The organism is Stenotrophomonas sp. YJH_SMC_10, from assembly GCF_059371555.1.
In genome coordinates this window covers 93391-113703 of record NZ_JCAFUS010000003.1, presented here as the reverse complement: position 1 = coordinate 113703, position 20313 = coordinate 93391, and the positions used below count along the sequence as shown (strand labels likewise).

Sequence of the window (20313 nt, the reverse complement as noted above, 5' to 3'; positions counted from 1 at the left end):
TCAGTCCGGGTCGGGGCCGTTTGAACGCAGGCCGAGTTCCGTCGCGAACTTGAAGAGATCGGCTTCCTTGTCGATGCCCAGCTTGGCCATCCCGATCCGCTTCTGCGTGCTGATGGTCTGCTTGCGCCTGTCCAGGCGCTCGGCGATTTCGTTGATGCCAAGCCCCGACACGAACAGCGTCAGCACTTCACGTTCCCGTGGCGAGAGCGCTGTCTTCCTTGACGCTGCGGCATGGTGTGGCAAGATCTGCGCGATCGACGGCGAGAGGTAGCGCCGGTTGGCCCAGGCCGCAGCGATGGCCGCCGGAACATGGCTGGTGTCATCGGCCTTGCTGAGGATATGGGTGATGCCGCGCTGATAAAGTGACTGGATGACCACCGGCTGGTCCATGCCCGTCATCACGATCACACGCAGGTCGGGGTAGCGTTCGCGGAGTGTATCCAGCAGGGCGAGCCCGTCGCCGTGCGTGCCGCCCGGCATGGCGTAGTCGGTCACCACGACATCACATGCGGTACTGTCCAGCAGCGCCACCAGCTCCGAGGAGTCGGACGCCGTTCCAATGCACTGCAGCGTGGGAACCGCATCGATTGCGGCCTCGATTCCCATGCGGATGACCGGGTGGTCGTCTGCAATGGCTACACGAATGATCGGATGAGACATGCAACAGCCCCGCGCTGAAGTTGGCCCGCCACACCGGCGAACCGCCGCCGCAACTATAGGCCAGGCGACCGCGTGGTGGCACGCTCGGCGATACCTGCAACCAAGAGGATGACTGTATGGCCTTGAACCTGGTCGTTGCCGACGACCATCCCGTGATGCTGGCCGGCATGGAAATGCTGCTGCGCTCCGAACCCGGCATCGCGGTCGCTGGCCTGGCCAGCGACTCGACCGGACTGGTTGCGCTGCTGAGCGCCGCATCGGTGGACGTGGCCGTCTGTGACTTTTCGATGCCGAACGGGCGCTACGGCGATGGCGTGACCCTGCTCAGATTCCTGCAGCGGCGGTTTCCCAACCTGAAGCTGGTGGTGCTCACCGGCATGGAGAGTCCGCTGGTCCTGCGCTCCATCCAGGCCGCCGGGGTGACGTGCATCGTGAGCAAGAGCGATTCGCTCGAGCACGTGGTTCCTGCGGTGCATGCGGCCCGGTCCGGCCAGCCGTTCGTCTCTCCGGCCATTGAGCGTTTGCTCGCCCACGTGGCCGAAGCACCTGCCACTGGTGCGTCCGCACTGTCAAAGCGGGAAACAGAAGTGCTGCGCATGTTCGCCGAAGGATTGACCATCCGGGAAATCGCCGAGCGGGTAGGGCGCAGCAGCAAGACCGTCAGCACGCAGAAAATGGCGGCCATGCGCAAGCTTGGCCTGGAGCGAGACGCGGACGTGTTCGAGTACGCGCTGGCGCATGGGCTAGTCCAGGCATCGCAGAGCGCCCGTGCAGGCGCCGGTGGAGAATCGGACTGATTCAGGCATTGTCCGATGGTCTTGCGCTGCAGCGTTCGTATTCTCGGTGGGGCACACCCCTGTAACCGGTGACCACGTGCCCGACCCCAATTTTCTGGTAACGCTGCTGCTGCTTCGATTCAGCGAGCTTTCGGCCAGCTCGCAGGCGAGCTTCCTGGACTGCCTCAATCAGTACCTGTTTGCCTCGCCGCAGTTGCGCCGAGCGCTGCGCCGCCAATGGCAGGACCGCTGCAGTGACAGCGAAGCGGGCCAAGCTTCGGGCCCGGCACGGGGCCCTGCAAAGCAGAACGCTTCTCAACACGATTCTTGACGTCTGCCAGCAGGCATGGTCGCTGCAACGCACCCTGGTGGCATCTGCCGGGGCGGGCGGCGCACGCGCGCAGCGCCTCGGGCAGGCCTGAAGCGCCGCGTCCCCCCGCTTTTGGGACGAGTCCGATTCGACTCCCAGGTGGCCCTCACTAACCTCGCAAGTGTCCGCTGAGTGCTTCCCCTTCGGTTCCTCCGAACGCTCCAGGAAGCCCTCCAGCCTTCATTTCACTTCGAGGAGAGCCTCATGAACAAGATTCATTCAATCGTCTGGAATGCGGCCGCCGGTCGATGGGTCGTCGCCTCCGAATTCGCCACCCGTCGCCGTCGCGCCCACGCGGGCAGCCGTACCGTGCTTCGCCCGCTGCAGCTGGCCGTCGCTGTCGCGCTGGCATGGGGCGGTGCCGCAGGTGCAGAGACGCTGCAGTTCCCCGGCGCCCCGGTTGATGTTGCCGATGGCACGCGGGTTGTCGAGGACATCATTGTTGCCAATGGCGCCACCGGCGTCGTCGTTGGCAACGGCGGTACGCTGGTCCAGCAGGGAAATGCCTTCTACATCGGCGGCACCGCGAACCGCGCCGCCCAGAATCTGGACCTCAGCGGGCTCTCTCATTACGTGTTCGACAATGCCAGCCTCGACTTCAACGTCGGTGGCCGCGTCATGGGCGGCACACGGGATCAGACCGGGACCACCACCGGTACGGTCGTGCTGGCTTCGGATACCAACCTCATCCGCGCATCGCACCTTGGCATTGGCGATGTCGGCCGCAACATCAGTGCAGCGGCGACCAATCAAGGCACCGTGCGCCTGGGCCAGAACAACACGATCAACGCCGACAGCATCACGCTCGGCGGCAACCAGAGCGGCGGCACCCTGGTCTTCCAGGACTCGGTCAAGGACGGAACCCTCACCCTGCGTGGCTCCGACGGGGAGAGCGCCGTAGGCACCTGGAACATTGGTACGGGAAACAGCAGCAATTACACCGGTGCCACCGGCACTGTCGACCTGCGCCGAGGCGTGCTTGATGCAAAGGTGGACGCGCTGAACATCGCGGGCGCGCCCTATGGCGATGCCACCGCAACGGGCACCCTCAGCCTGGGCCGGGGCGTGCTCGAAGCCAACACCATCATGATCGGCGAACGCAGCAGCACCGCTGGCACCGGCGGTTCGAACGGTCGCCTCTCCATTGGCGAGGGCGGCACCGTGCTGGCCAATGCCATCACCCTGGGCAACCGCACCGGCACCCGAGGGACCGTGTCCTCGAACATCACCCTCGACGGGGGTGCGCTGCATGCTGGCAGCATCCTGGCGGGCGCCGGCGCCGGCACGCGCGTGATCAACTTCAACGATGGCGTGCTGGGCAACCGTGCCGCAGGCCAGGACATGCAGGTTGATGTTCCGGTGGTGCTGGCCGCAAGCGGCGAGCATGCGTTCCGCGTCGATGGCAATGATGCCGTGATGACCGTCAGCGGGCAGGTCAGCGGAAATGCAGGCACCCTGACCAAGACCGGCGAGGGCGTGCTGGCCCTGACCGGTGCCAACACCTACAGCGGCTCGACGCGCGTCGATCAGGGCCTGATCCGATTCCAGTCCGGCAGCAACCTGGGCGCCGGCAGCATTGTCCTGGATGGCGGCGGCCTGCAGTGGGCCGCAGGCAGCGACGAAGACATCTCCGCGCGACTGGAAGCGCTGGGGGCTGCGGGCGCGGTGCTGGACACCAACGGCAACGCTGTCACCCTGGCCACGGCGCTACACGGCGAAGGCGGCCAGCTGATCAAGCGCGGCGAAGGCGCGCTCACCCTGACCGCAGACAACACCCACACGGGCGTGACCCGCATCGAACAGGGTGAACTGGTGCTGGGCGATGGCGGCGCAGCCGGCAACGTGGCGGGCGACATCGTCAACAACGCGCGGCTGACCCTCAACCGCGGTGACCGCATGTCCCTGTCCGCCAACATCGCCGGCAGCGGCGAGCTGCTGCAGGCAGGTGGCGGCACTGTCGTGCTGTCCGGCGACGTCGCGCACAGCGGCGGCACCCGGGTGGCGGCCGGCACCCTGCAGATCGGTGACGGCGGCTCGCGCGGCACGCTGGGCGGCGATGTCAGCCTGGCCGGTGGCACCTACCTGGACGTGGACCGCAGCGATACGTTCCTGCTCTCGGCGCGTGTCGCCGGCGATGGCGCGCTGCGCCAGATCGGATCGGGCACCACCGTGCTGGACGCTGACCACCGCTACGCCGGCGGCACGTTCATCGCGGCCGGTGCGTTGCGCCTGGGCAACGGTGGCACCAGCGGCAGCGTGACCGGTGCAATCGACAACCAGGGCTGGCTGGAATTCAACCGCAGCGACGACGTGCTGCTGGACAATGCGGTGAGCGGAACGGGCGGCCTGGTGCAGATGGGCACGGGGACCCTGCGCATCGCCGATGACCAGGCCTACACCGGTGCCACCCGTGTGCTTGCCGGTGCACTTCAGGTCGATGGCAGCCTCCGGTCGGCGACCGAAGTGGCCAGCAATGCCACCCTGAGCGGCAACGGCACCATTCACGGTGACGTGGTCAACGCCGGCGTGATCCGTCCGGGCAGCGGGAATGACTACGGTCGCCTGACCATCCAGGGCAACTACGTGGGCCAGCAGGGGCAGCTGGAACTGAACACCTGGCTGGGCGACGACGCATCGCCCAGCAGCCAGCTGGTGATCGATGGCGGCAGCGCCAGCGGCAGCACCACCGTGCGCGTTCACAACACCAGCGGCACCGAAGGCCACACCGTCGGGGACGGCATCCTGGTGGTTGCCGCCATCAATGGCGCCACCACGTCGGCCGATGCCTTCAAGCTCGGAAACTATGCACGAAACGGCGCATTCGGGTATGGACTCTTCCGCGGCGACCTAGAAGGCAAGTCGGCCGAAAACTGGTACCTGCGCAACGCCTTCGTCGTGCAGCCGCCGGTCGATCCGACGGACCCGGTCAATCCGACTGACCCGATCAAGCCGGTCGATCCGACTGATCCGGTCAATCCGGTCGATCCCATCAACCCGGTCAATCCGACCAACCCGACCAACCCGACCAACCCGGTGCCTCCGGTGGCCCTGCCCATCTTCGGCCGCGAGCTGGCGACCTACGGTACGGTCCAGCCGCTGGCGCGCGAACTGGGTGCACTGGCGATGGGCAACCGGCGCGACAGGGCGCAGGCCGCCGCTGCGGGCGACAGGCCGCGTGCTGCCTGGGTGCGTGTGGCAACCCGCGACCTGCACAACCGGTACGAATCCATGGTTGCGCCGGAAGCCAAGGGCAGGCTCAACGCGCTGCAGGTTGGAAGTGATTTCTGGCAGACCGTCCCGTCGGCAGGCGCCCGCTGGCAGGCGGGCGGCTACCTGTCGCACGCGAGCAGCAATGTGCAGGTCGACGGCATCTATACCAATGATGAGCGGACCCGCTATGTGCGTGGGGCGACCGGCAACGTCGAGCTGCAGGCCACCAGCGCTGGTTTGACCCTGACCGGCGTTGGCAGCCGAGGCGGCTATCTGGATGCCGTCGTCCAGCTGACCCGCTACGGCGGTTCCGCCAACGCGGGCCCGGTTCGCCTCAACACCCGTGGCGACGGCTACCTGGCATCGCTCGAGGCCGGCTATCCGTTTGTCATGCAGGCCGGCACCGGGCAGTTCACGCTGCAGCCTGAAGTCCAGCTGGTCTGGCAGAAGGTGCGTTTCGATGCAGGGCAGGATGCTGCAGGGCGGGTGTCGCTTGGCAGCACCCAGGGGCTGAGCGGGCGATTGGGCATCAACGGCAGCTGGCAGTTCCAGAGCGCGGGCGGCGTGCAGTGGGCGCCGTACCTCGCCGCCGATGTGTGGCATGAATCGGATGCGCGCTCGGCAGTGACGTACGCCGGCAAGGACCAGATTCCCCTGGAGGCGGGTGGAAACCGAGCGTCGTTGAGCGCTGGCGTCAACGTCCGGTTGAATGAGCGCTTCAACCTGCAGATCTCTGGTGGGCGCGAGCGCTCCATGGGCAACGGCAGTGGTGCCAGCCGGGAAGGCGCGTTCGGCAACCTCGGCCTGCAGGTGCGCTGGTAAGGGCGAGCCGCCGGTGTCCGCCATCAGATGCGGCGACCCCGCATCTGATGGCGCGCCAGCGAGCACCGCAGTCCAGCAGGCATCCAGGGGCGTGTCTGCTGCCCGGGCTGATTCGTGGGATGATGCACCACTGCGCCCGACTGCCACTACATGCACACACTGACCGATCCCCACCTGCTGAATGACATCGCTGAGATCGGTCGTATTGAAGCAGTGCCGCGCATCCTTGAGACCGTCGCCCATATCACAGGCTCAAGATTCACCGCGATTGCCCGGGTGACAGAAACCACGTGGACCGCCTGCGCCACCCTGGATACCCTGGGGTTCGGGCTCGTTCCGGGCGGGCAACTGGTCCTCGAAACCACCCTCTGTGACGAGATCAGGCAGTCATCGACCTCCGTGGTGTTCGCGCGCGCCAGTGCACACCCGCTGTATTCCGAACACCATACGCCCAGGATCTACGGGCTGGAGAGTTACGCCTCCGTGCCGATCCATCGGCCGGATGGCAGCTTCTTCGGCACCCTGTGTGCCATTGATTCGTCGCCGGGCAACTTCGATGAGGCGCACGTCCAGCGATCCATGGAGCTGCTTGCCGACCTCGTTGGCAACTACCTCGACAAAGAGGATCAGCTGCTGGAGGCAGAGACAGCACTTTCAACGGCACAGCGTGTTTCCGATCTGCGCGATCAGTTCATCGCGGTACTGGGCCATGACCTTCGCAGCCCGCTGCAGGCCATCAGCGTGGCCGCCGATTCGCTGGAACGTGAGGCAACATCCGAGCGCCAGCAGCGGATGCTCGCGCACATCGCTGCCGGCGTCACCCGGATGGATGGCCTCATCGGTGATGTGCTTGATTTCGCCAGGGGGCGGCTGGGAGGAGGCATTCCGGTCTCGCTCCAGGAAAGCCACACCTTGCAGGCGGAGCTTGAACAGGTTGCAGAAGAAGTGGCGATCGCTACCGGTCGGCAGGACATCAACGTCCAGATGCGGATCGAGGGCAGCGTGGTCTGCGATCCCGGCAGGCTGTCGCAGCTGCTGGCCAACCTGCTGACCAACGCAGCCCAGCACGGCGAGCGCTCCGCGCCTGTCACGCTGAGAGTCCAGGCCGCATCCCATCGCCTCACGCTGGATGTGCATAACGCCGGCTGCATTGCGCCTGAGCGGCTGGGGACGATTTTCAGCCCATTTTCGCGTGAGCAGGGCGAACTGCCCAGGCCAGGGCTTGGCCTGGGCATCTACATTGCATCGGAAATTGCCAAGTCCCACGGCGGAACACTGGACGTGCGGTCGAGTGAGAGCGACGGCACTATGTTCACATTCCAGATGCCGACCGCGGCGCGCACATGAAGGTGGGCGCCAGGCAACAGGAGGGCTCCGGCACGGCGCCGGAGCCCTGGCCAGTCACTTTTCCTGCAGGAACGTCAGCAGGTCCTGGTTGACCTTGTCCTTGTGGGTGTCGGTCAGGCCGTGCGGCGCACCCGGGTAGACAATCAGCCTGGCACCCTTGATCAGTTTCGCTGACTGACGGCCAGAGATATCGATCGGCACGATCTGATCGTCGTCACCGTGGATCACCAGGGTAGGAACATCGAACTTCTTCAGGTCGGCGCGGAAATCGGTGGCCGAGAACGCGGCGATCGAGTCGTAGGTGTTCTTGTGGCCGCCCTGCATGCCCTGCGCCCACCACGCATCGATCAGCCCCTGCGACACCTTCGCCCCCGGGCGGTTGAAGCCATAGAACGGGCCCGACGGAATGTCGCGGTACAGCTGCGCGCGGTTCTCCATCTGTGCCTTGCGGATGCCGTCGAACACTTCGATCGGCAGGCCGTTCGGGTTGTCGGCGGTCTTCAGCATGAACGGCGGCACCGAGCTGATCAGCACGGCCTTCTTCACCCGCCCGGTGCCGTGCCGGCCGATGTAGCGCGCCACTTCGCCGCCACCGGTGGAGAAGCCCACCAGGGTCACATCGTGCAGGTCCAGGGTATTGATCACCGTGGCCAGGTCATCGGCGTAGTGATCCATGTCGTTGCCGTCCCATGGCTGGCTGGAGCGCCCGTGGCCGCGACGGTCATGCGCGATGACGCGGTAGCCATGGTTGGCCAGGAAGATCATCTGCGACTCCCAGCTGTCCGAATTCAACGGCCAGCCATGGCTGAAGGTCACGACCGGGCCGTCCTTCGGGCCCCAGTCCTTGTAGTACAGCTGCACGCCGTCGGCGGTGGTGATGTAGCTGGCGGTGCGCGCGATGGCGGTGACCGGAGCCGGCTTGGCCGGTTCGGCGGCCTGCGCGGACAGGCCGGCCTGGACCGAGAGGGCGAGGGCGGCAACCGCCAGCGTACGGGCGAAGGTGTTCATGCGGGAACTCTCATGGGTGGGTGGTGAGACGTACTTTGCGCCTGTGATCAGGCGTCCGGGTGATGAAGTGTCCGGATTTCTTGATAGATCGTCTTGCATGGATGTGCGCGCCCATCGCTCGCGATTGCCTGTTGACAAGGTAGAACGACCGTTCTACCTTGCAGCCATGAGCAAGGTCACCACCGACACGCAACAGAAGATCCTGGCCACGGCCGAGGCGCTGATCTATCAGAACGGGATCCATGCCACCGGCATGGACCTGCTGGTGAAGACCTCGGGCGTGGCGCGCAAGAGCATCTACCGCCACTTCGAGAACAAGGACGACGTGGCCGCCGCCGCGTTGAAGGCGCGCGACGTGCGCTGGTTGGCCTGGTTCCGGCAGGAGTGCGACAAGGCCGACAGCCCGGAAGCGCGCATCCTCGGCATGTTCACCGCGCTCAAGAGCTGGTTCCAGTCCGAGGGCTATCGCGGGTGTGCGTTCATCAATACCGCGGGGGAGGTCGGCGATCCGGCCGATCCGATCCGGCAGATCGCGCGGAATCACAAGCAGAAGCTGCTTGATTACACGCTGGAACTTACCGAACAACTGGATGTGGAGCAGCCGGCGGACCTGGCCCGCCAGCTACTGATCCTGACGGAAGGCGCCATCACCCTGTCGCGCGTGATGGGTGATCTCGACGCCGCAGACACCGCGAAGGATGTCGCGAAGCTGTTGTTGGAACAGGCCAAGCGTTAGCGCCTGGGTACGCCAGATCCTTTGAAGCAACCCGTGTATCCATTTCGATTGGAGGTCTCCCCGTGTCCGCAGAACAACCCCGTCCGCCGCTTCCTCCGTTCACCCTCGAATCGGCCACGCAGAAGGTGCGTCTTGCCGAGGATGGCTGGAATTCCCGCGATGCCGACAAGGTGGCGCTTGCCTATTCGCTCGACACCCAGTGGCGTAACCGTGTCGAATTCACCAACGGCCGGGAGGAAGCCCGGCAGTTCCTGGCACGCAAATGGAACAAGGAACTCGAGTACCGCCTGATCAAGGAGCTCTGGGCCTTTACTGAAAACCGCATTGCGGTCCGCTACGCGTACGAATGGCACGACGACTCCGGCAACTGGTTCCGTTCCTATGGCAACGAAAACTGGGAATTCGGCGAGGATGGCCTGATGCAGCGCCGCTTCTCGTGCATCAACGACCTGCCGATCAAGGAAAGCGACCGCAAGTTCCATTGGCCGCTGGGGCGTCGCCCGGATGATCACCCGGGGTTGTCGGAGCTGGGCATGTGATTCCCGCTGGGGCGCCTTTCGAAGCGTGCTCAGGTACGATGGGGCGGCCGGCATCTGCGCCGGCCGGGGCAGGGGTGCAATGGACATGCAGGCAGGGGGCGGCGTCGATCCGCCGGCAACGACCGATTCGCAGGAACTGACATTCCACTGGCTCTACCAGCGGGTGCAGGGGCTGGTTGAGCACAGCATCTACCCGAAAGCGGGCAGGGTGGAGACGTGGGCGTTCCGCATCGGCATGGGTGCGGCGGTCATCGGCATTCTCACTGGCCAGCTTCCGGATCGATGGCTGCCTGTTGGCGCAGTGCTTCAGGTGGTTGTTGCCTGCCTGGCAATCGAAATCGGAGGGTTCATTGTCGGTGGCGTCCTGGCCGCCCGCAGAGGTATCCGCCAGTTCAGCCAACCGCGGCTCTCGCACGCCCGGGAGATGGATGAAGACTTCGCTCACTGGCAATCGGTGGTGACCGAGCTTCGCGGATTCCCGCGCGTCCAGCGCGAGCGGCGACTCAAATTCGTCAGCACCCTGCGCACAAACATGATTGAGCGCATGGGCATGATGTATGGCGGGCTGCAGCGGCTCGGGCCATTCCCGCTGTTGATTGCCCTCTACCTGCAGTTCCGCGGATGGAAATGGGGCGACTGGGCGGGCGCTTTCGATGTTGGATTGCTAGGCGCACTGCTTATCTTCGCCATGGTGCTGCTGTACCTGCTGGGCTGGATGCTGATCGGCCTTCGCACCCGGCTGGATACCTACGTTGCCTTGTTGGAGGGCTCCGTCCACGAGCCCGAACCCTCGAAGCCAGCGCCGTGAGAGACAAGCAGAACTGTGAGCCATCCAATGAGGCATGCGCATGGCTCAAGAGTGCCGCGCTGAAGAGTAAAAGTCGCGGTTGCCTGCCTTGGCAGGGTCGCACATTTCGCCGACTTCACAGGCCTGTACTCCGCAGATGGGCATAGTGCCCCTTGGGTAGTGTGAGCGCGTCCATCCAGCCACGGGATTTTCCCGAACGCCAGGAGGTCACTGTGCCAATTTGTGATGAAGGAGTGAAGTTGACGCGTCGCCAGGTGATCGCCGGCGGCGTCACGACCGTGGCAATGTCCGCCGCACCGGGGGCGGCATCGCTCGCCGCCGAACTGGCGACGCCCCCGCCGCCCAGGCCGCCGGTCGTCAGCACGGTGGCGTTGACCGTCAACGGCAGCCGGCGGGAGCTTGAGCTCGACACCCGGACCACGCTGCTCGATGCGCTGCGCGAACATCTGAAGCTGACCGGGACCAAGAAGGGCTGCGACCACGGTCAATGCGGTGCCTGCACCGTGCTGGTCAACGGTGAGCGCATCAATGCCTGCCTCAGCCTGGCGGTGCAGCACCAGGGCGATGCCATCACCACCATCGAAGGCCTCGGAACCCCCGATGACCTGCATCCGATGCAGGCCGCCTTCATCAAGCATGACGGCTACCAGTGCGGGTACTGCACGCCAGGGCAGATCTGCTCGGCAGTGGCGGTACTGGACGAGATCAAGCGGGGTGTCCCCAGCCATGTACAGGCGGACGTCAGTGCACGGCCCCGGGCCACCAACATGGAAATGCGCGAACGCATGAGCGGCAACCTCTGCCGCTGCGGGGCCTATTCCAACATTGCCGAGGCGATGGAAGAAGTCGCTGGCGTAACCTCTGCAGGGAGGCGCTCATGAGGGCCTTCAGTTACGAACGCGCCAAATCCCCGGCCGAGGCCGCCAAGGCCGTCGCCGGTACCGAGGGCGCGAAGTTCCTGGCCGGAGGGACCAACCTGCTCGACCTGATGAAGCTGGAGGTCGAGACGCCAGCGCACCTGGTCGATGTGCAGGACATCGGCCTGGACAGGATCGAACCCACCGACGAGGGCGGCCTGCGCATCGGCACGCTGGTCACCAATACCGCGCTGGCCTCGCATGTGCGCGTGCGCCGCGACTACGCGGTGCTGACCCGCGCGATCGTGGCAGGCGCCTCCGGGCAGCTGCGCAACAAGGCCACCACCGGCGGCAACCTGCTGCAGCGCACGCGCTGCCCGTATTTCTACGATCCCCATCTGCCCTGCAACAAGCGCCTGCCCGGATCAGGCTGCGGCGCACTCGAGGGGTTCTCCCGGCAGATGGGCGTAATCGGCACCTCGGACAGCTGCATCGCGACCTATCCGGGCGACATGGCGGTGGCCCTGCGGGTGCTGGACGCCTCGATCCAGACCGTCAGCGGTGACGGCAGTACGCGCAGCATCCCGATTGCCGATTTCCATCGTTCCCCCGGCGACAGGCCGCAGCAGGACAACGTGCTGCAGCGCGGTGAGCTGATCACCCACGTCACGCTGCCGAAGCCCCTGGGCGGTCGGCACGTGTACCACAAGGTACGTGACCGCGCGTCCTATGCGTTCGCACTGGTGTCGGTCGCCGCGGTCGTGCAGCGAGACGGCTCGGCGCGGTTCGCCTTCGGTGGAGTTGCGCCGAAGCCGTGGCGCGTCGAGGCAGCCGAACCGCTGCTGCGCGACGGCGTAAAGGCCGCGGCCCGGCAGGTGTTCGCCGGTGCCCGTCCGACGCGGGAGAATGCGTTCAAGATCGCGCTCGCCGAGCGCACCCTCGCAGCCGTGCTGGTGGAAGGAGAGCGCTGATGCCCCTTGAATTCAACGCCCCCGCCGGCGACAACCTGTTCGACAAGGCCAAGGTCGTCGGCAAGTCGACGCCGCGCATCGACGGTCCACGCAAGACCACCGGCACCGCCCCCTATGCCTACGAGCGCCACGACGTGGCCCCAAACCAGGCCTACGGCTACATCGTCGGTGCGGGCATCGGCAAGGGGCGCATCATTTCGATGGATGCCTCCCGCGCACGTGCCGCGCCCGGCGTACTGGCGGTCATCACCGCACCGGAAACCAAGCCGGTCGGCAAATCGAACTGGAACAATGCGCCGCTGTTCGGCGGACCCGAAGTGGCCCACTACCACCAGGCCATCGCCTGCGTGGTGGCAGAGACCTTCGAGCAGGCCCGCGCCGCCGCAGCGCTGATCCGCACCCGCTACGAGCGCAGCAAGGGCCGCTTCGATTTCCCGGCCCTGGCACCGTCCGCACCGCTGGCAAAGGGGCGCGACGGCAAGCCCGACCGGCAGACGTTGGGCGATTTCGACACCGCCTACGCGAGTGCCGCGGTCAAGCTCGACGAGACCTATCACACCTCCGACGAAAGTCATTCGATGATGGAGCCGCACGCCACCATCGCCGCATGGGAGGGGGACACGCTCACGCTGTGGACGGCGAACCAGATGATCGACTGGGCCAGGCAGGGCATGGCGGCGATCCTCGGCATCGATCCTGCCAAGGTGCGCGTGGACTCGCCCTATATCGGCGGCGGCTTCGGCGGCAAGCTGTTCATCCGTGCCGACGCGGTGCTGGCCGCGTTGGCCGCCAAGCAGGTCGGGCGACCGGTGAAGATCGCGCTGCAACGCCCGTTGATGCCCAACAACACCACGCACCGGCACGCCACCCTCCAGCGCGTGCGGATCGGCTGCGGAAAGGATGGCCGGATCTCCGCCATCGCCCATGAGAACTGGTCGGGCAACATCAACGGCGAGGATGGCGAGAACGGCACCCTGCAGACGCCCAAGCTCTATGCAGGCGCCAACCGCCTGGTGGCCAACTACATCGCCACGCTCGACATGCCCGAAGGCAATGCGATGCGCGCACCGGGCGAAGCACCGGGCCACATGGCGCTGGAAGTGGCAATGGACGAAATGGCCGAGAGGCTGGGTCTCGACCCGATCGCGTTCCGCATCCTCAACGAGCCCGAGGTCGTGCCCGGCGATCCGTCCAAGAAGTTCTCCGACCGCAACCTGGTGCGCTGCCTGCGCGAAGGCGCGGAGCGCTTCAACTGGAACAAGCGCAACGCCAGGCCGGCGCAGGTCAGGGAAGGGCATTGGCTGGTCGGCATGGGCGTGTCCGCGGGCTATCGCGGCGCACCGACGATGAAGTCGGCGGCGCGGGTCCGGCTTGACGGCCAGGGTGGGGTGATTGTCGAGACCGACATGACCGACATCGGCACCGGCTCCTACACGATCATCGCGCAGACGGCAGCCGAGACCCTGGGCGTGCCGCTGGACCAGGTCCAGGTCACCCTCGGTGACTCCCGTCATCCTGCCTCTGCCGGTTCCGGCGGCCAGTGGGGCGCGGCAAGCTCCACCGCGGGCGTGTACGCGGCGTGCGTCAGCCTGCGCCGCAAGGTGGGCGAGAAACTCGGCTTCGACGGCGACACCGCAGACTTCGCCAATGGCCGCATCCAGGCGGGTGGTCGGACCATCAAGCTGGCGGAGGCGGGAACCCTGTCGGCGGAGGACGGCATTGCCTTCGGCGACTTCAAACAAGGCTACGACGTCGGCACCTATGCAGGGCATTTCTGCGAGGTCGCCGTGCATGCCTACACTGGAGAGACACGCATTCGCCGCATGCTTGCCGTATGCGATGGCGGCCGGATCCTCAATCCGCTGTCTGCACGCAGCCAGGTCATCGGCGGGATGGTGATGGGTGCGGGCGCGACCCTGATGGAGGAGCTGGTGGTCGACAAACGGCTTGGTTTGTTCATCAACCACGACCTGGCCGGCTACGAGGTTCCCGTGCACGCCGACATCCCGTACCAGGAGGTGGTCTTCCTCGACACGCTGGATGCAGTGATCTCGCCGATGAAGGCCAAGGGTGTGGGTGAACTGGGCATCTGCGGGGTTGGCGCCGCGATCGCCAATGCGATCTACAACGCAACCGGCGTGCGCGTGCGCAGCTATCCCATCACCTTGGACAAGCTGTTGCCCGGCTTGCCCGACGTAGGCTGACGGTGCGCATGGACCGACCCGCAGCCTCGCCTATTCTGGAGGTCTCCGCCGCAGGCGGAGGGGAGCCCGGCGATCTTGCCGAGGACCTGTCCGCAGCGCCGGGTTTCCTCGCCGAAGGCAGCCCGCGCGGCGTACTCGAGACGGCCTTGACGCGCGTGCGCGCGGGGGAGCACGCCGTGCTCGCGCTGGTGCTGGAAACCGATGGCTCCACTTACGCCGGTGCCGGCGACATGGTGCTGTTCTGCAACGGCAGCCAGGTCGGCTGGCTGAGCGGCGGATGCCTGGAGCCCGAGCTCGCGCGACGCGCGGAGCAGGTAAGTGCGGCAGGACGGGTCGACTGGATCGAGATCGACACCCGCAGTGACGACGACCTGTTGAGCGGGTCCGCGCTCGGCTGCCGCGGCCGGCTTCGGATTGCGCTCCTGCCATTGCGTGCTATGGCCGGCATCGACGACGTGATCGAGGCTTGGTTGCGCGAGGGTGTGTCACTCCAGCGCGACCTTCGCACGTCGGGGCAGGTCATTTTCCGTGCCGGCCATCGCGAGCAGGCGTGGCAGCTGCATCCGATGGAGGGTACGCAGCCCTTTGGCGAGGGTGCGTGGCGTTTGCCGTTGCCCCGGCTTCCGCGGGCCCTGGTGTTGGGGGGCGGTCCCGAAACGCCCTTCCTGGTTCCGTTGCTGCGGGGCCTGGGGTGGCGGGTCAGCGTGGCCGAACGGCGAGCGCGCTGGGCCTCAGCCGGGCAGTGCGCGGATGCGCATCTTCAGACAAGCCCGGCCGATGCCCTTCATCGCGACCGTTGCGACGCGGCACTGGTGATGCATCACGATTTCGAACTGGACCGGGATACGCTGGTGGCCCTGGCTGATACCAACGTCGCGTTCATTGGACTGCTGGGTCCGCGGCGAAGGCGCGAGGACCTGTTCAAGCTGCTGACACCGGATCAGCGCCACCGGCTTTCCCCGCGACTTCGATCACCGGTCGGCCTGAACATCGGCGGCCGAGGGCCAGAGGCGATTTCGCTCAGCATCGCCGCGCAGCTGCAGCAATGGCGAAGCGCGCACGGCAGGTGACTGACGCGCATGCGGTCATCGTGCTTGCTGCCGGCGGGAGCACCCGACTTGGCCAGCCCAAGCAGCTTCTCACCCGGCAGGGCGAGACCCTGGTACATCGCGTGGTGCGGTTGGCGGGGGAGGTCGCGCCAGCGCAGGTACTGGTCGTGGTGGGCGCGAACGCACAGGCCGTGACATCCAGCATTGACGGGCTGGATGCCACTCCGGTAACCAACCACCACTGGGAGCGTGGCCTGGCGAGCAGTCTGCAGGTTGCCGGCGCACACCTGCTGCCCACGGTGACCGCGGTGATGATCCTGGCATGCGACCAGCCCGCAATCGAGCGCTCCCATCTGCAGGCGCTGCTTTTGGGTGCCCGCGCCGCAGCGTCAACGTGCGCGGGCACCCGCCACGGAGATGCGCTTGGCGTTCCCGCAGTCGTGCCGCGCGCCTGGTTCACCGCTGTCGGTGCATCCGGTGACCGCGGTTTCGGAGCGCGCCTGCGGCAACTTCCTGTCGATACGGTGCATGTCCTGCAGGCACCGGAACTGGGCCTGGATATCGATACGCCAGAAGATCTTGCGCGTGCGCGCGATGCGGGTTGGATCGATGCCGGGAGGTGACCCGCATGGTCATTGGGCCAATGCCTGTCGCGCAGGTGACTAGTGCGGGCCACATCGCGCGCCCTCAGGCACCTCGCCCCCGAACATCTGCAGCACCCGATCCAACAGAACAGGTTCCGGCACGTCAGCCAGCACCTGCTCCAGATAGCCCACCGGCTCCAGCTGCCATTGAAGCAACGTGCCAAGCTGCACAACGGCGGGCGCCCGCTGCTCCGCGTCCAGTGAGCCCTGCAACAGCAGATGGTGCGAGCGCCTCTCCAGCCACAGCACGGGTATGCCCCGGCAATGAACCTGGAACTCGGCATCTCGGCGCCGCTCGACGAACTGGAAGCCCTGTCGTGGCCGAGACTCCACGAACTGCATCGCCTGGCGGCGCAGTTGTGAGAATCGATCGTCGTTGATGCTTTGGAACGCGACAGGCGAGGGCACCGGCGTCGCCGGCCACTGCGCCTGTGCCGCAACCACCACCACAAGACAGAGCGCGTTGGCCGCCCAGCGGCACCACGCCACTCAGCCCTCCGGATGCAGCCGGGTACTGGCGTGTGCGGTAAGGCCGATTCCGGCCATGATCAGGCCCTCCATCACGCGCGGGCCAACGTACTGCTCCAGCTCGCCGTTCTCGCGGGCGCGCTGCGCGGCCAGCAGGATCTCCAGCACCACCCGAAGGCCCGCCAGCGAGCAATCGGTATCTGCCAGGGCGATGCGTCGGCCGGGCATCTGATGGCGTTCCGGCCAGGGCTGGCCATCGGAGGCGGCACCGGCGCCGATGCTGTGCAGCAGGGCGATGAGCGTGTTCGGGTCCAAGGCAGGACCGTTGGCGGGCGCGTCGTGGATCGGGTGCGAGGCAGGGGAGTGGGGCTGGGTCATGGCTGGGCTCCTTGCGTGCATGCAGAAGCCGCCACCGATAAAGGTGGCGGACGGTGCGAGGTTCGAAACCCGGTGTTCGCTAAACCGGCAGGCACAAGGCCTCCACGCACCGCCCGCCATAGCCGGCCGACGGATTGCCAGCCGGCACCACACAGGGTGATGCCGGCTGGCAAGCGTTTACTTCAGCGAACTACCGGGGTTTCGAATCCCGGCCACCCGTTTCCGGTGGCACGCAAAGGAATACGCCCGGTTGTGCGCGATGCCAATGCAGTAGGGCCGATGCCGTCACCACTTTCAACATTTTCAGAATCGTTGCATATGGCGCAATGAGGCTGGAGCGTTGCGCTGCAAGGCTGTCGGCGATGTCGGTGGTGCAAGCCTGACGAGTGTCGGCATTTGCCCGGCGGGGCTGTGAGCGAGGCAGATGCGACAGGATTGCCAAAGGTCGCCAGGCGTCAGTAGCCCTTCAACGCGACCTTGGTCCGCTCCAGCCATGCGGCATTGTGGCTGCGTGCGTGACGCGACCAGTGCTGGGCATCATCGATGATGCTGGCGAACAGGCTGCGGGCCTGCTCACGGTCGTCGGGCTGCGGCTGTGCCATCAACCACTCGGCGTACAGGCAGCGGGCGGCGGCATCGTTTCCGCATTCCACGGCTCGCTCGAACGCGGCACGGGTGCCGGGCGCTTGGGCAGCCGCCAGTGCCTGCGCGTAAAGCAGGGTCTGTTCCGGCTTGCGGCGCACATCCGGATGGCGGGCGAACAGGCCGTCCAGCGTCTCCGCCGCCCGCGCGGGCTGCCCGGAATCGAGGCGGGCACGCGCCAGGCCGGTCAGAATGTAGGGATCGTCGCCCAGCGGCGAGCTGGCTGCCTGCTCAAGCAGGGTTCTGGCTTCCTCCGCCTGGCCAGCATCCAGCAGTGTCATGCCCAGGCGAACCCGATTCTGCACGGTGGGCGTACGCGCCAGTTCGGCACGCGCGTTGCGCAGGTCCTGGCCCGGGTCCATGAGCTGCTTGGCGGAGCGGATTGCCTGCCGCGCGCCGCGCGAGTGGCGGATTTCGGGAAAGTAGATCGCCAGGAAGTAAACGACGCTGCCGAGCAGCGGGAACGAGAAGAGCAGAATGAGCCAATAGAGGCTCTGGCCCGAGCGGATGGCGTGCACCGCGAAGTAGATGGCTGCCAGTACGTGGAGTCCGATTCCGATATAGGGCATGTGTGCCGCCTCGTCCTTGTGAGGGGTGGAACTGTAGTGGGGGAGGGGTGGGGCGCCAATGGGCGGGGTATCGAGCGTGACGCGTCACGTTAATGAGGTGGGTTCTGCAGGACGGAGCGCTGCATGCCACTATGTGGCGGGGCTGCATTGATGGAAGGGGATACATGGAACGTACGCAGAAGACGCTAACGATGGCTGATGTTGCTGGGTGGGGTTCGGCGCTCGTCACCTTTGGATTGATTCAAGGCGCCTTCTACCTGAAGGCGTATTGGGGCCACTTCGGCCTGGATCCCTTTCAGTTTGTTGCGGTGAGTGAGCTTGCGCTTGCAGGGCTTGCGGGGATCGGCATGGTGTTGTTCTTCATACTGATTGCGCTGCTGCTTGGAGGGTGGGTCGAGGGGAAGGTGACAACGACGCCGTCCCAAGCCAATCTGCTGATGTGGCTGATCCTGACTCTTTGTTTTGTTGGAATGGGTGCCTTGCTTTGGTGGTCCAATGCCTGGCCCGTTTTGATAGGTGTGGCGCTGACGGGCATATGTGCAATGGCAGTACGCCTGTCTCCAGTGTTGCCGGCCGCCGTGAAGGAGTCGCCATGGCTGGTCTATGCGCTCGTGATGATTGTCTATGTCCCGATCTCGTCAAACTGGCTTGGCTTCGAGCGCGCCAAGGCGATTACTTCTGGCAGCAGCAAGCACACGGTCAATGTGACTATTGATGAGAGGGTGCAAGGTAGCCTGGGTTTGGTGGGGCGCTTGGGGGACAGCTATGTGTTTTGGGCGCCGGAGCAGAAGGCTGCAATTCTTGTGCCTGTGGCTGACGTGAGCAGGCTGGAGCTCGCGCGAAAACCCTTTTTGCCCGCCAAATCAGTGCAGTAGCGATAAGGGATGTTTATCGAGGGTAGGGGAGGGGTATCTCTCGACCCAAGTAGGTCGCTAGCTCAGGGCAAGAAGCACTACTCATGACCTGAAATGGCCTTCTTGTAAGTGTCAGTAAGAACGGGGCAGACCAAGCGCACGACGTGATTCTAGGTGAGCTCGAATGCGTGCTCGCTACTGACGAGAAGAAACTGATGCGTTGGTTGCGCTGCTTAGCGCGGAAGGCCAGCTGTACTGCTAGCAGACAGACAGGCCCGCGCTTGTTCTAGATTGGACGCGTCGTCGGCGCCACCGTGGGCCTCGCGCCCGAAATCCTGATGCCCGTCGTCGAGCCCAATACGATGAGGGGTCAGTCGTCCTCAGGCGTTGCCGCTGCGCTGCGTGTTAACCAGGGCCAGGATGTCCTTGAGCAGCTCGGACTTCCGCTCCGCAGTGGCTTTGGCGAAAGCATAACGCTCGGCCTTGTAGTCTAGCTGAGGACCTTCTCCTCTGCTCCGCAATTCGTCCAGCAACGCGTCGGCCAGCATCCCGCGGTCCTTTCAGTGCCCGTTGACGGTCTGTGGCGATGCCGCAGCGGCGCTAGCATTTCTCACGCATTCCAACGCGGCCGCAAGTGTTCGGCAAAACGCCTCGGCGCCCTTGGACAAGCTGTAGTCCGCGAACATCGCGGTTATAACATCCGCAGTCGTCTCATCGATTCCGTAGCTCGACGTCAAGGCAGCAATACCTTGGGTGGCTCCTATGTTCTCGAACTGGGCGCCATACTTGATGAGGAAATCCTCAAGATCGTCGCTTTGGGCGACAAGCGCGTCGGCTTGCCGCTTGCGCGAGACCACCTCGGCCTTGTCCAGTTTGCACACGCGAATAGTGTTGCTGCCCTGCTTCGAAAGACCCTTGTAAAACCATTCCTGATCGATCGAAATGTGTCGCGCGTAGTTGTGCAACTGCGGGTGGACCCAGCAGTACGCATCGGCAACGTACGGGAGCTTGCCCGGCGATTTGGCGCGATCGGAAAGGGGGTCGAAACTTCCCTTGAACGTGTTGCACTGCTTGCAGGTGACCGCCAAGTTCTGCGGAACGAACTTGAATCGCTTGTATCCGAAGGTGTGATAGCGATGCTCCAGAGCATTGCTACGGGCTAGCTCCCTGTTCAGATTGGAAGAAGGCGCCTTCGGCAGGACGTGATCTAGCTCGCAATGACCCAGCCTCATGGACGTGATGGGCATCTGGCAATAGGCGCAGCGGAAATTCTGCTTCTCGAGTAGCCACTCTCTCAGCGCATACATCCCGGGTAAGGTCGTCGACCACGCCTTCCCCCGGTTGGAACGGACACTGCGTTGAATCGAACGGTCGAGTTGACCGATGTTCACCCTGATATGG

20 protein-coding genes are annotated in these 20313 nt (G+C 65.2%); 13 read left to right on the top strand and 7 right to left on the bottom strand.

Annotated elements, in window-relative coordinates:
* Positions 1 to 660, bottom strand: coding sequence for a response regulator transcription factor (locus AC5P9C_RS06155; protein ID WP_326421107.1), 660 nt, complete (start codon positions 658 to 660; stop codon positions 1 to 3).
* Between the two features lie 116 nt (positions 661 to 776).
* Here AC5P9C_RS06155 and AC5P9C_RS06150 point away from each other — a divergent pair, with 116 nt between their 5' ends.
* From AC5P9C_RS06150 to AC5P9C_RS06135, 4 genes are all read left to right on the top strand, one after another.
* Positions 777 to 1457: a response regulator gene (locus tag AC5P9C_RS06150; protein WP_414614986.1), complete on the top strand. Its 681-nt coding sequence runs from the start codon at positions 777 to 779 to the stop codon at positions 1455 to 1457.
* Positions 1458 to 1533: 76 nt separating this feature from the next.
* Entirely contained in the window at positions 1534 to 1767 is a 234-nt protein-coding gene (locus AC5P9C_RS06145; RefSeq protein WP_141098705.1) for a hypothetical protein, read from the top strand.
* Between the two features lie 243 nt (positions 1768 to 2010).
* Positions 2011 to 5838, top strand: coding sequence for an autotransporter outer membrane beta-barrel domain-containing protein (locus AC5P9C_RS06140; protein WP_414614985.1), 3828 nt, complete (start codon positions 2011 to 2013; stop codon positions 5836 to 5838).
* Between the two features lie 150 nt (positions 5839 to 5988).
* Positions 5989 to 7185: a GAF domain-containing sensor histidine kinase gene (locus AC5P9C_RS06135; protein WP_150826622.1), complete on the top strand. Its 1197-nt coding sequence runs from the start codon at positions 5989 to 5991 to the stop codon at positions 7183 to 7185.
* A 54-nt stretch (positions 7186 to 7239) separates the two neighbouring features.
* Here AC5P9C_RS06135 and AC5P9C_RS06130 read toward each other — a convergent pair whose 3' ends face one another.
* Entirely contained in the window at positions 7240 to 8193 is a 954-nt protein-coding gene (locus AC5P9C_RS06130; protein ID WP_134966731.1) for an alpha/beta fold hydrolase, read from the bottom strand.
* 166 nt (positions 8194 to 8359) lie between these two features.
* Between AC5P9C_RS06130 and AC5P9C_RS06125 the strand changes: the two genes are divergently transcribed.
* The 8 genes from AC5P9C_RS06125 to AC5P9C_RS06090 all read left to right on the top strand — a co-directional run bounded on the left by AC5P9C_RS06125 (position 8360) and on the right by AC5P9C_RS06090 (position 15980).
* Entirely contained in the window at positions 8360 to 8929 is a 570-nt protein-coding gene (locus AC5P9C_RS06125; protein WP_343541780.1) for a TetR/AcrR family transcriptional regulator, read from the top strand.
* A gap of 62 nt (positions 8930 to 8991) precedes the next feature.
* Positions 8992 to 9468, top strand: coding sequence for a nuclear transport factor 2 family protein (locus AC5P9C_RS06120; RefSeq protein ID WP_262231804.1), 477 nt, complete (start codon positions 8992 to 8994; stop codon positions 9466 to 9468).
* A 79-nt stretch (positions 9469 to 9547) separates the two neighbouring features.
* Complete coding sequence (locus AC5P9C_RS06115) at positions 9548 to 10276, top strand: hypothetical protein (protein ID WP_197561100.1); 729 nt, start codon at positions 9548 to 9550, stop codon at positions 10274 to 10276.
* Between the two features lie 233 nt (positions 10277 to 10509).
* Entirely contained in the window at positions 10510 to 11157 is a 648-nt protein-coding gene (gene paoA / locus AC5P9C_RS06110) for an aldehyde dehydrogenase iron-sulfur subunit PaoA (RefSeq protein WP_414614984.1), read from the top strand.
* Positions 11154 to 12104, top strand: a complete 951-nt coding sequence (locus tag AC5P9C_RS06105; protein ID WP_414614983.1) for an FAD binding domain-containing protein — start codon at positions 11154 to 11156, stop codon at positions 12102 to 12104. The genes paoA and AC5P9C_RS06105 overlap by 4 nt, the downstream gene beginning before the upstream one ends.
* Positions 12104 to 14308: an aldehyde oxidoreductase molybdenum-binding subunit PaoC gene (gene paoC, locus AC5P9C_RS06100; RefSeq protein WP_414614982.1), complete on the top strand. Its 2205-nt coding sequence runs from the start codon at positions 12104 to 12106 to the stop codon at positions 14306 to 14308. The genes AC5P9C_RS06105 and paoC overlap by 1 nt, the downstream gene beginning before the upstream one ends.
* 8 nt (positions 14309 to 14316) lie before the next feature.
* The gene (locus tag AC5P9C_RS06095) at positions 14317 to 15378 is read left to right on the top strand and encodes an XdhC family protein (RefSeq protein ID WP_414614981.1); all 1062 of its coding nucleotides are present in this window, start codon (positions 14317 to 14319) and stop codon (positions 15376 to 15378) included.
* Positions 15354 to 15980, top strand: coding sequence for a nucleotidyltransferase family protein (locus tag AC5P9C_RS06090; protein ID WP_495205113.1), 627 nt, complete (start codon positions 15354 to 15356; stop codon positions 15978 to 15980). Before AC5P9C_RS06095 ends, AC5P9C_RS06090 begins: the two co-directional genes overlap by 25 nt.
* A 39-nt stretch (positions 15981 to 16019) precedes the next feature.
* On the opposite strand, the gene AC5P9C_RS06085 is transcribed toward AC5P9C_RS06090, so the two are convergent.
* From AC5P9C_RS06085 to AC5P9C_RS06075, 3 genes are all read right to left on the bottom strand, one after another.
* Positions 16020 to 16490: a hypothetical protein gene (locus AC5P9C_RS06085; RefSeq protein WP_414614979.1), complete on the bottom strand. Its 471-nt coding sequence runs from the start codon at positions 16488 to 16490 to the stop codon at positions 16020 to 16022.
* Positions 16491 to 16847 carry a hypothetical protein gene (locus tag AC5P9C_RS06080; RefSeq protein WP_053443018.1) on the bottom strand — a complete coding sequence of 119 codons (357 nt, stop codon included), beginning with the start codon at positions 16845 to 16847 and terminating at the stop codon, positions 16491 to 16493.
* A gap of 455 nt (positions 16848 to 17302) precedes the next feature.
* Positions 17303 to 18058: a tetratricopeptide repeat protein gene (locus AC5P9C_RS06075; RefSeq protein ID WP_414614978.1), complete on the bottom strand. Its 756-nt coding sequence runs from the start codon at positions 18056 to 18058 to the stop codon at positions 17303 to 17305.
* A gap of 164 nt (positions 18059 to 18222) precedes the next feature.
* Here AC5P9C_RS06075 and AC5P9C_RS06070 point away from each other — a divergent pair, with 164 nt between their 5' ends.
* Positions 18223 to 18933, top strand: a complete 711-nt coding sequence (locus AC5P9C_RS06070; RefSeq protein WP_197638652.1) for a hypothetical protein — start codon at positions 18223 to 18225, stop codon at positions 18931 to 18933.
* A 359-nt stretch (positions 18934 to 19292) separates the two neighbouring features.
* Here the strand turns inward: AC5P9C_RS06070 and AC5P9C_RS06065 are convergent, their stop codons facing one another.
* Positions 19293 to 19460 carry a hypothetical protein gene (locus AC5P9C_RS06065; RefSeq protein WP_414614977.1) on the bottom strand — a complete coding sequence of 56 codons (168 nt, stop codon included), beginning with the start codon at positions 19458 to 19460 and terminating at the stop codon, positions 19293 to 19295.
* 12 nt (positions 19461 to 19472) lie between these two features.
* The gene (locus AC5P9C_RS06060) at positions 19473 to 20303 is read right to left on the bottom strand and encodes an HNH endonuclease (protein WP_414614976.1); all 831 of its coding nucleotides are present in this window, start codon (positions 20301 to 20303) and stop codon (positions 19473 to 19475) included.
* Positions 20304 to 20313 lie beyond the last annotated feature (10 nt).

What these genes read in the sequence shown, in the direction of transcription:
- AC5P9C_RS06155 (WP_326421107.1), bottom strand. Translation starts at nt 660, where the DNA reads ATGTCTCATCCGATCATTCGTGTAGCCATTGCAGACGACCACCCGGTC.
- AC5P9C_RS06150 (WP_414614986.1), top strand. Translation starts at nt 777, where the DNA reads ATGGCCTTGAACCTGGTCGTTGCCGACGACCATCCCGTGATGCTGGCC.
- AC5P9C_RS06140 (WP_414614985.1), top strand. Translation starts at nt 2,011, where the DNA reads ATGAACAAGATTCATTCAATCGTCTGGAATGCGGCCGCCGGTCGATGG.
- AC5P9C_RS06135 (WP_150826622.1), top strand. Translation starts at nt 5,989, where the DNA reads ATGCACACACTGACCGATCCCCACCTGCTGAATGACATCGCTGAGATC.
- AC5P9C_RS06130 (WP_134966731.1), bottom strand. Translation starts at nt 8,193, where the DNA reads ATGAACACCTTCGCCCGTACGCTGGCGGTTGCCGCCCTCGCCCTCTCG.
- AC5P9C_RS06125 (WP_343541780.1), top strand. Translation starts at nt 8,360, where the DNA reads ATGAGCAAGGTCACCACCGACACGCAACAGAAGATCCTGGCCACGGCC.
- AC5P9C_RS06115 (WP_197561100.1), top strand. Translation starts at nt 9,548, where the DNA reads ATGGACATGCAGGCAGGGGGCGGCGTCGATCCGCCGGCAACGACCGAT.
- AC5P9C_RS06105 (WP_414614983.1), top strand. Translation starts at nt 11,154, where the DNA reads ATGAGGGCCTTCAGTTACGAACGCGCCAAATCCCCGGCCGAGGCCGCC.
- paoC (WP_414614982.1), top strand. Translation starts at nt 12,104, where the DNA reads ATGCCCCTTGAATTCAACGCCCCCGCCGGCGACAACCTGTTCGACAAG.
- AC5P9C_RS06095 (WP_414614981.1), top strand. Translation starts at nt 14,317, where the DNA reads ATGGACCGACCCGCAGCCTCGCCTATTCTGGAGGTCTCCGCCGCAGGC.
- AC5P9C_RS06090 (WP_495205113.1), top strand. Translation starts at nt 15,354, where the DNA reads ATGGCGAAGCGCGCACGGCAGGTGACTGACGCGCATGCGGTCATCGTG.
- AC5P9C_RS06080 (WP_053443018.1), bottom strand. Translation starts at nt 16,847, where the DNA reads ATGACCCAGCCCCACTCCCCTGCCTCGCACCCGATCCACGACGCGCCC.
- AC5P9C_RS06075 (WP_414614978.1), bottom strand. Translation starts at nt 18,058, where the DNA reads ATGCCCTATATCGGAATCGGACTCCACGTACTGGCAGCCATCTACTTC.
- AC5P9C_RS06070 (WP_197638652.1), top strand. Translation starts at nt 18,223, where the DNA reads ATGGAACGTACGCAGAAGACGCTAACGATGGCTGATGTTGCTGGGTGG.
- AC5P9C_RS06065 (WP_414614977.1), bottom strand. Translation starts at nt 19,460, where the DNA reads ATGCTGGCCGACGCGTTGCTGGACGAATTGCGGAGCAGAGGAGAAGGT.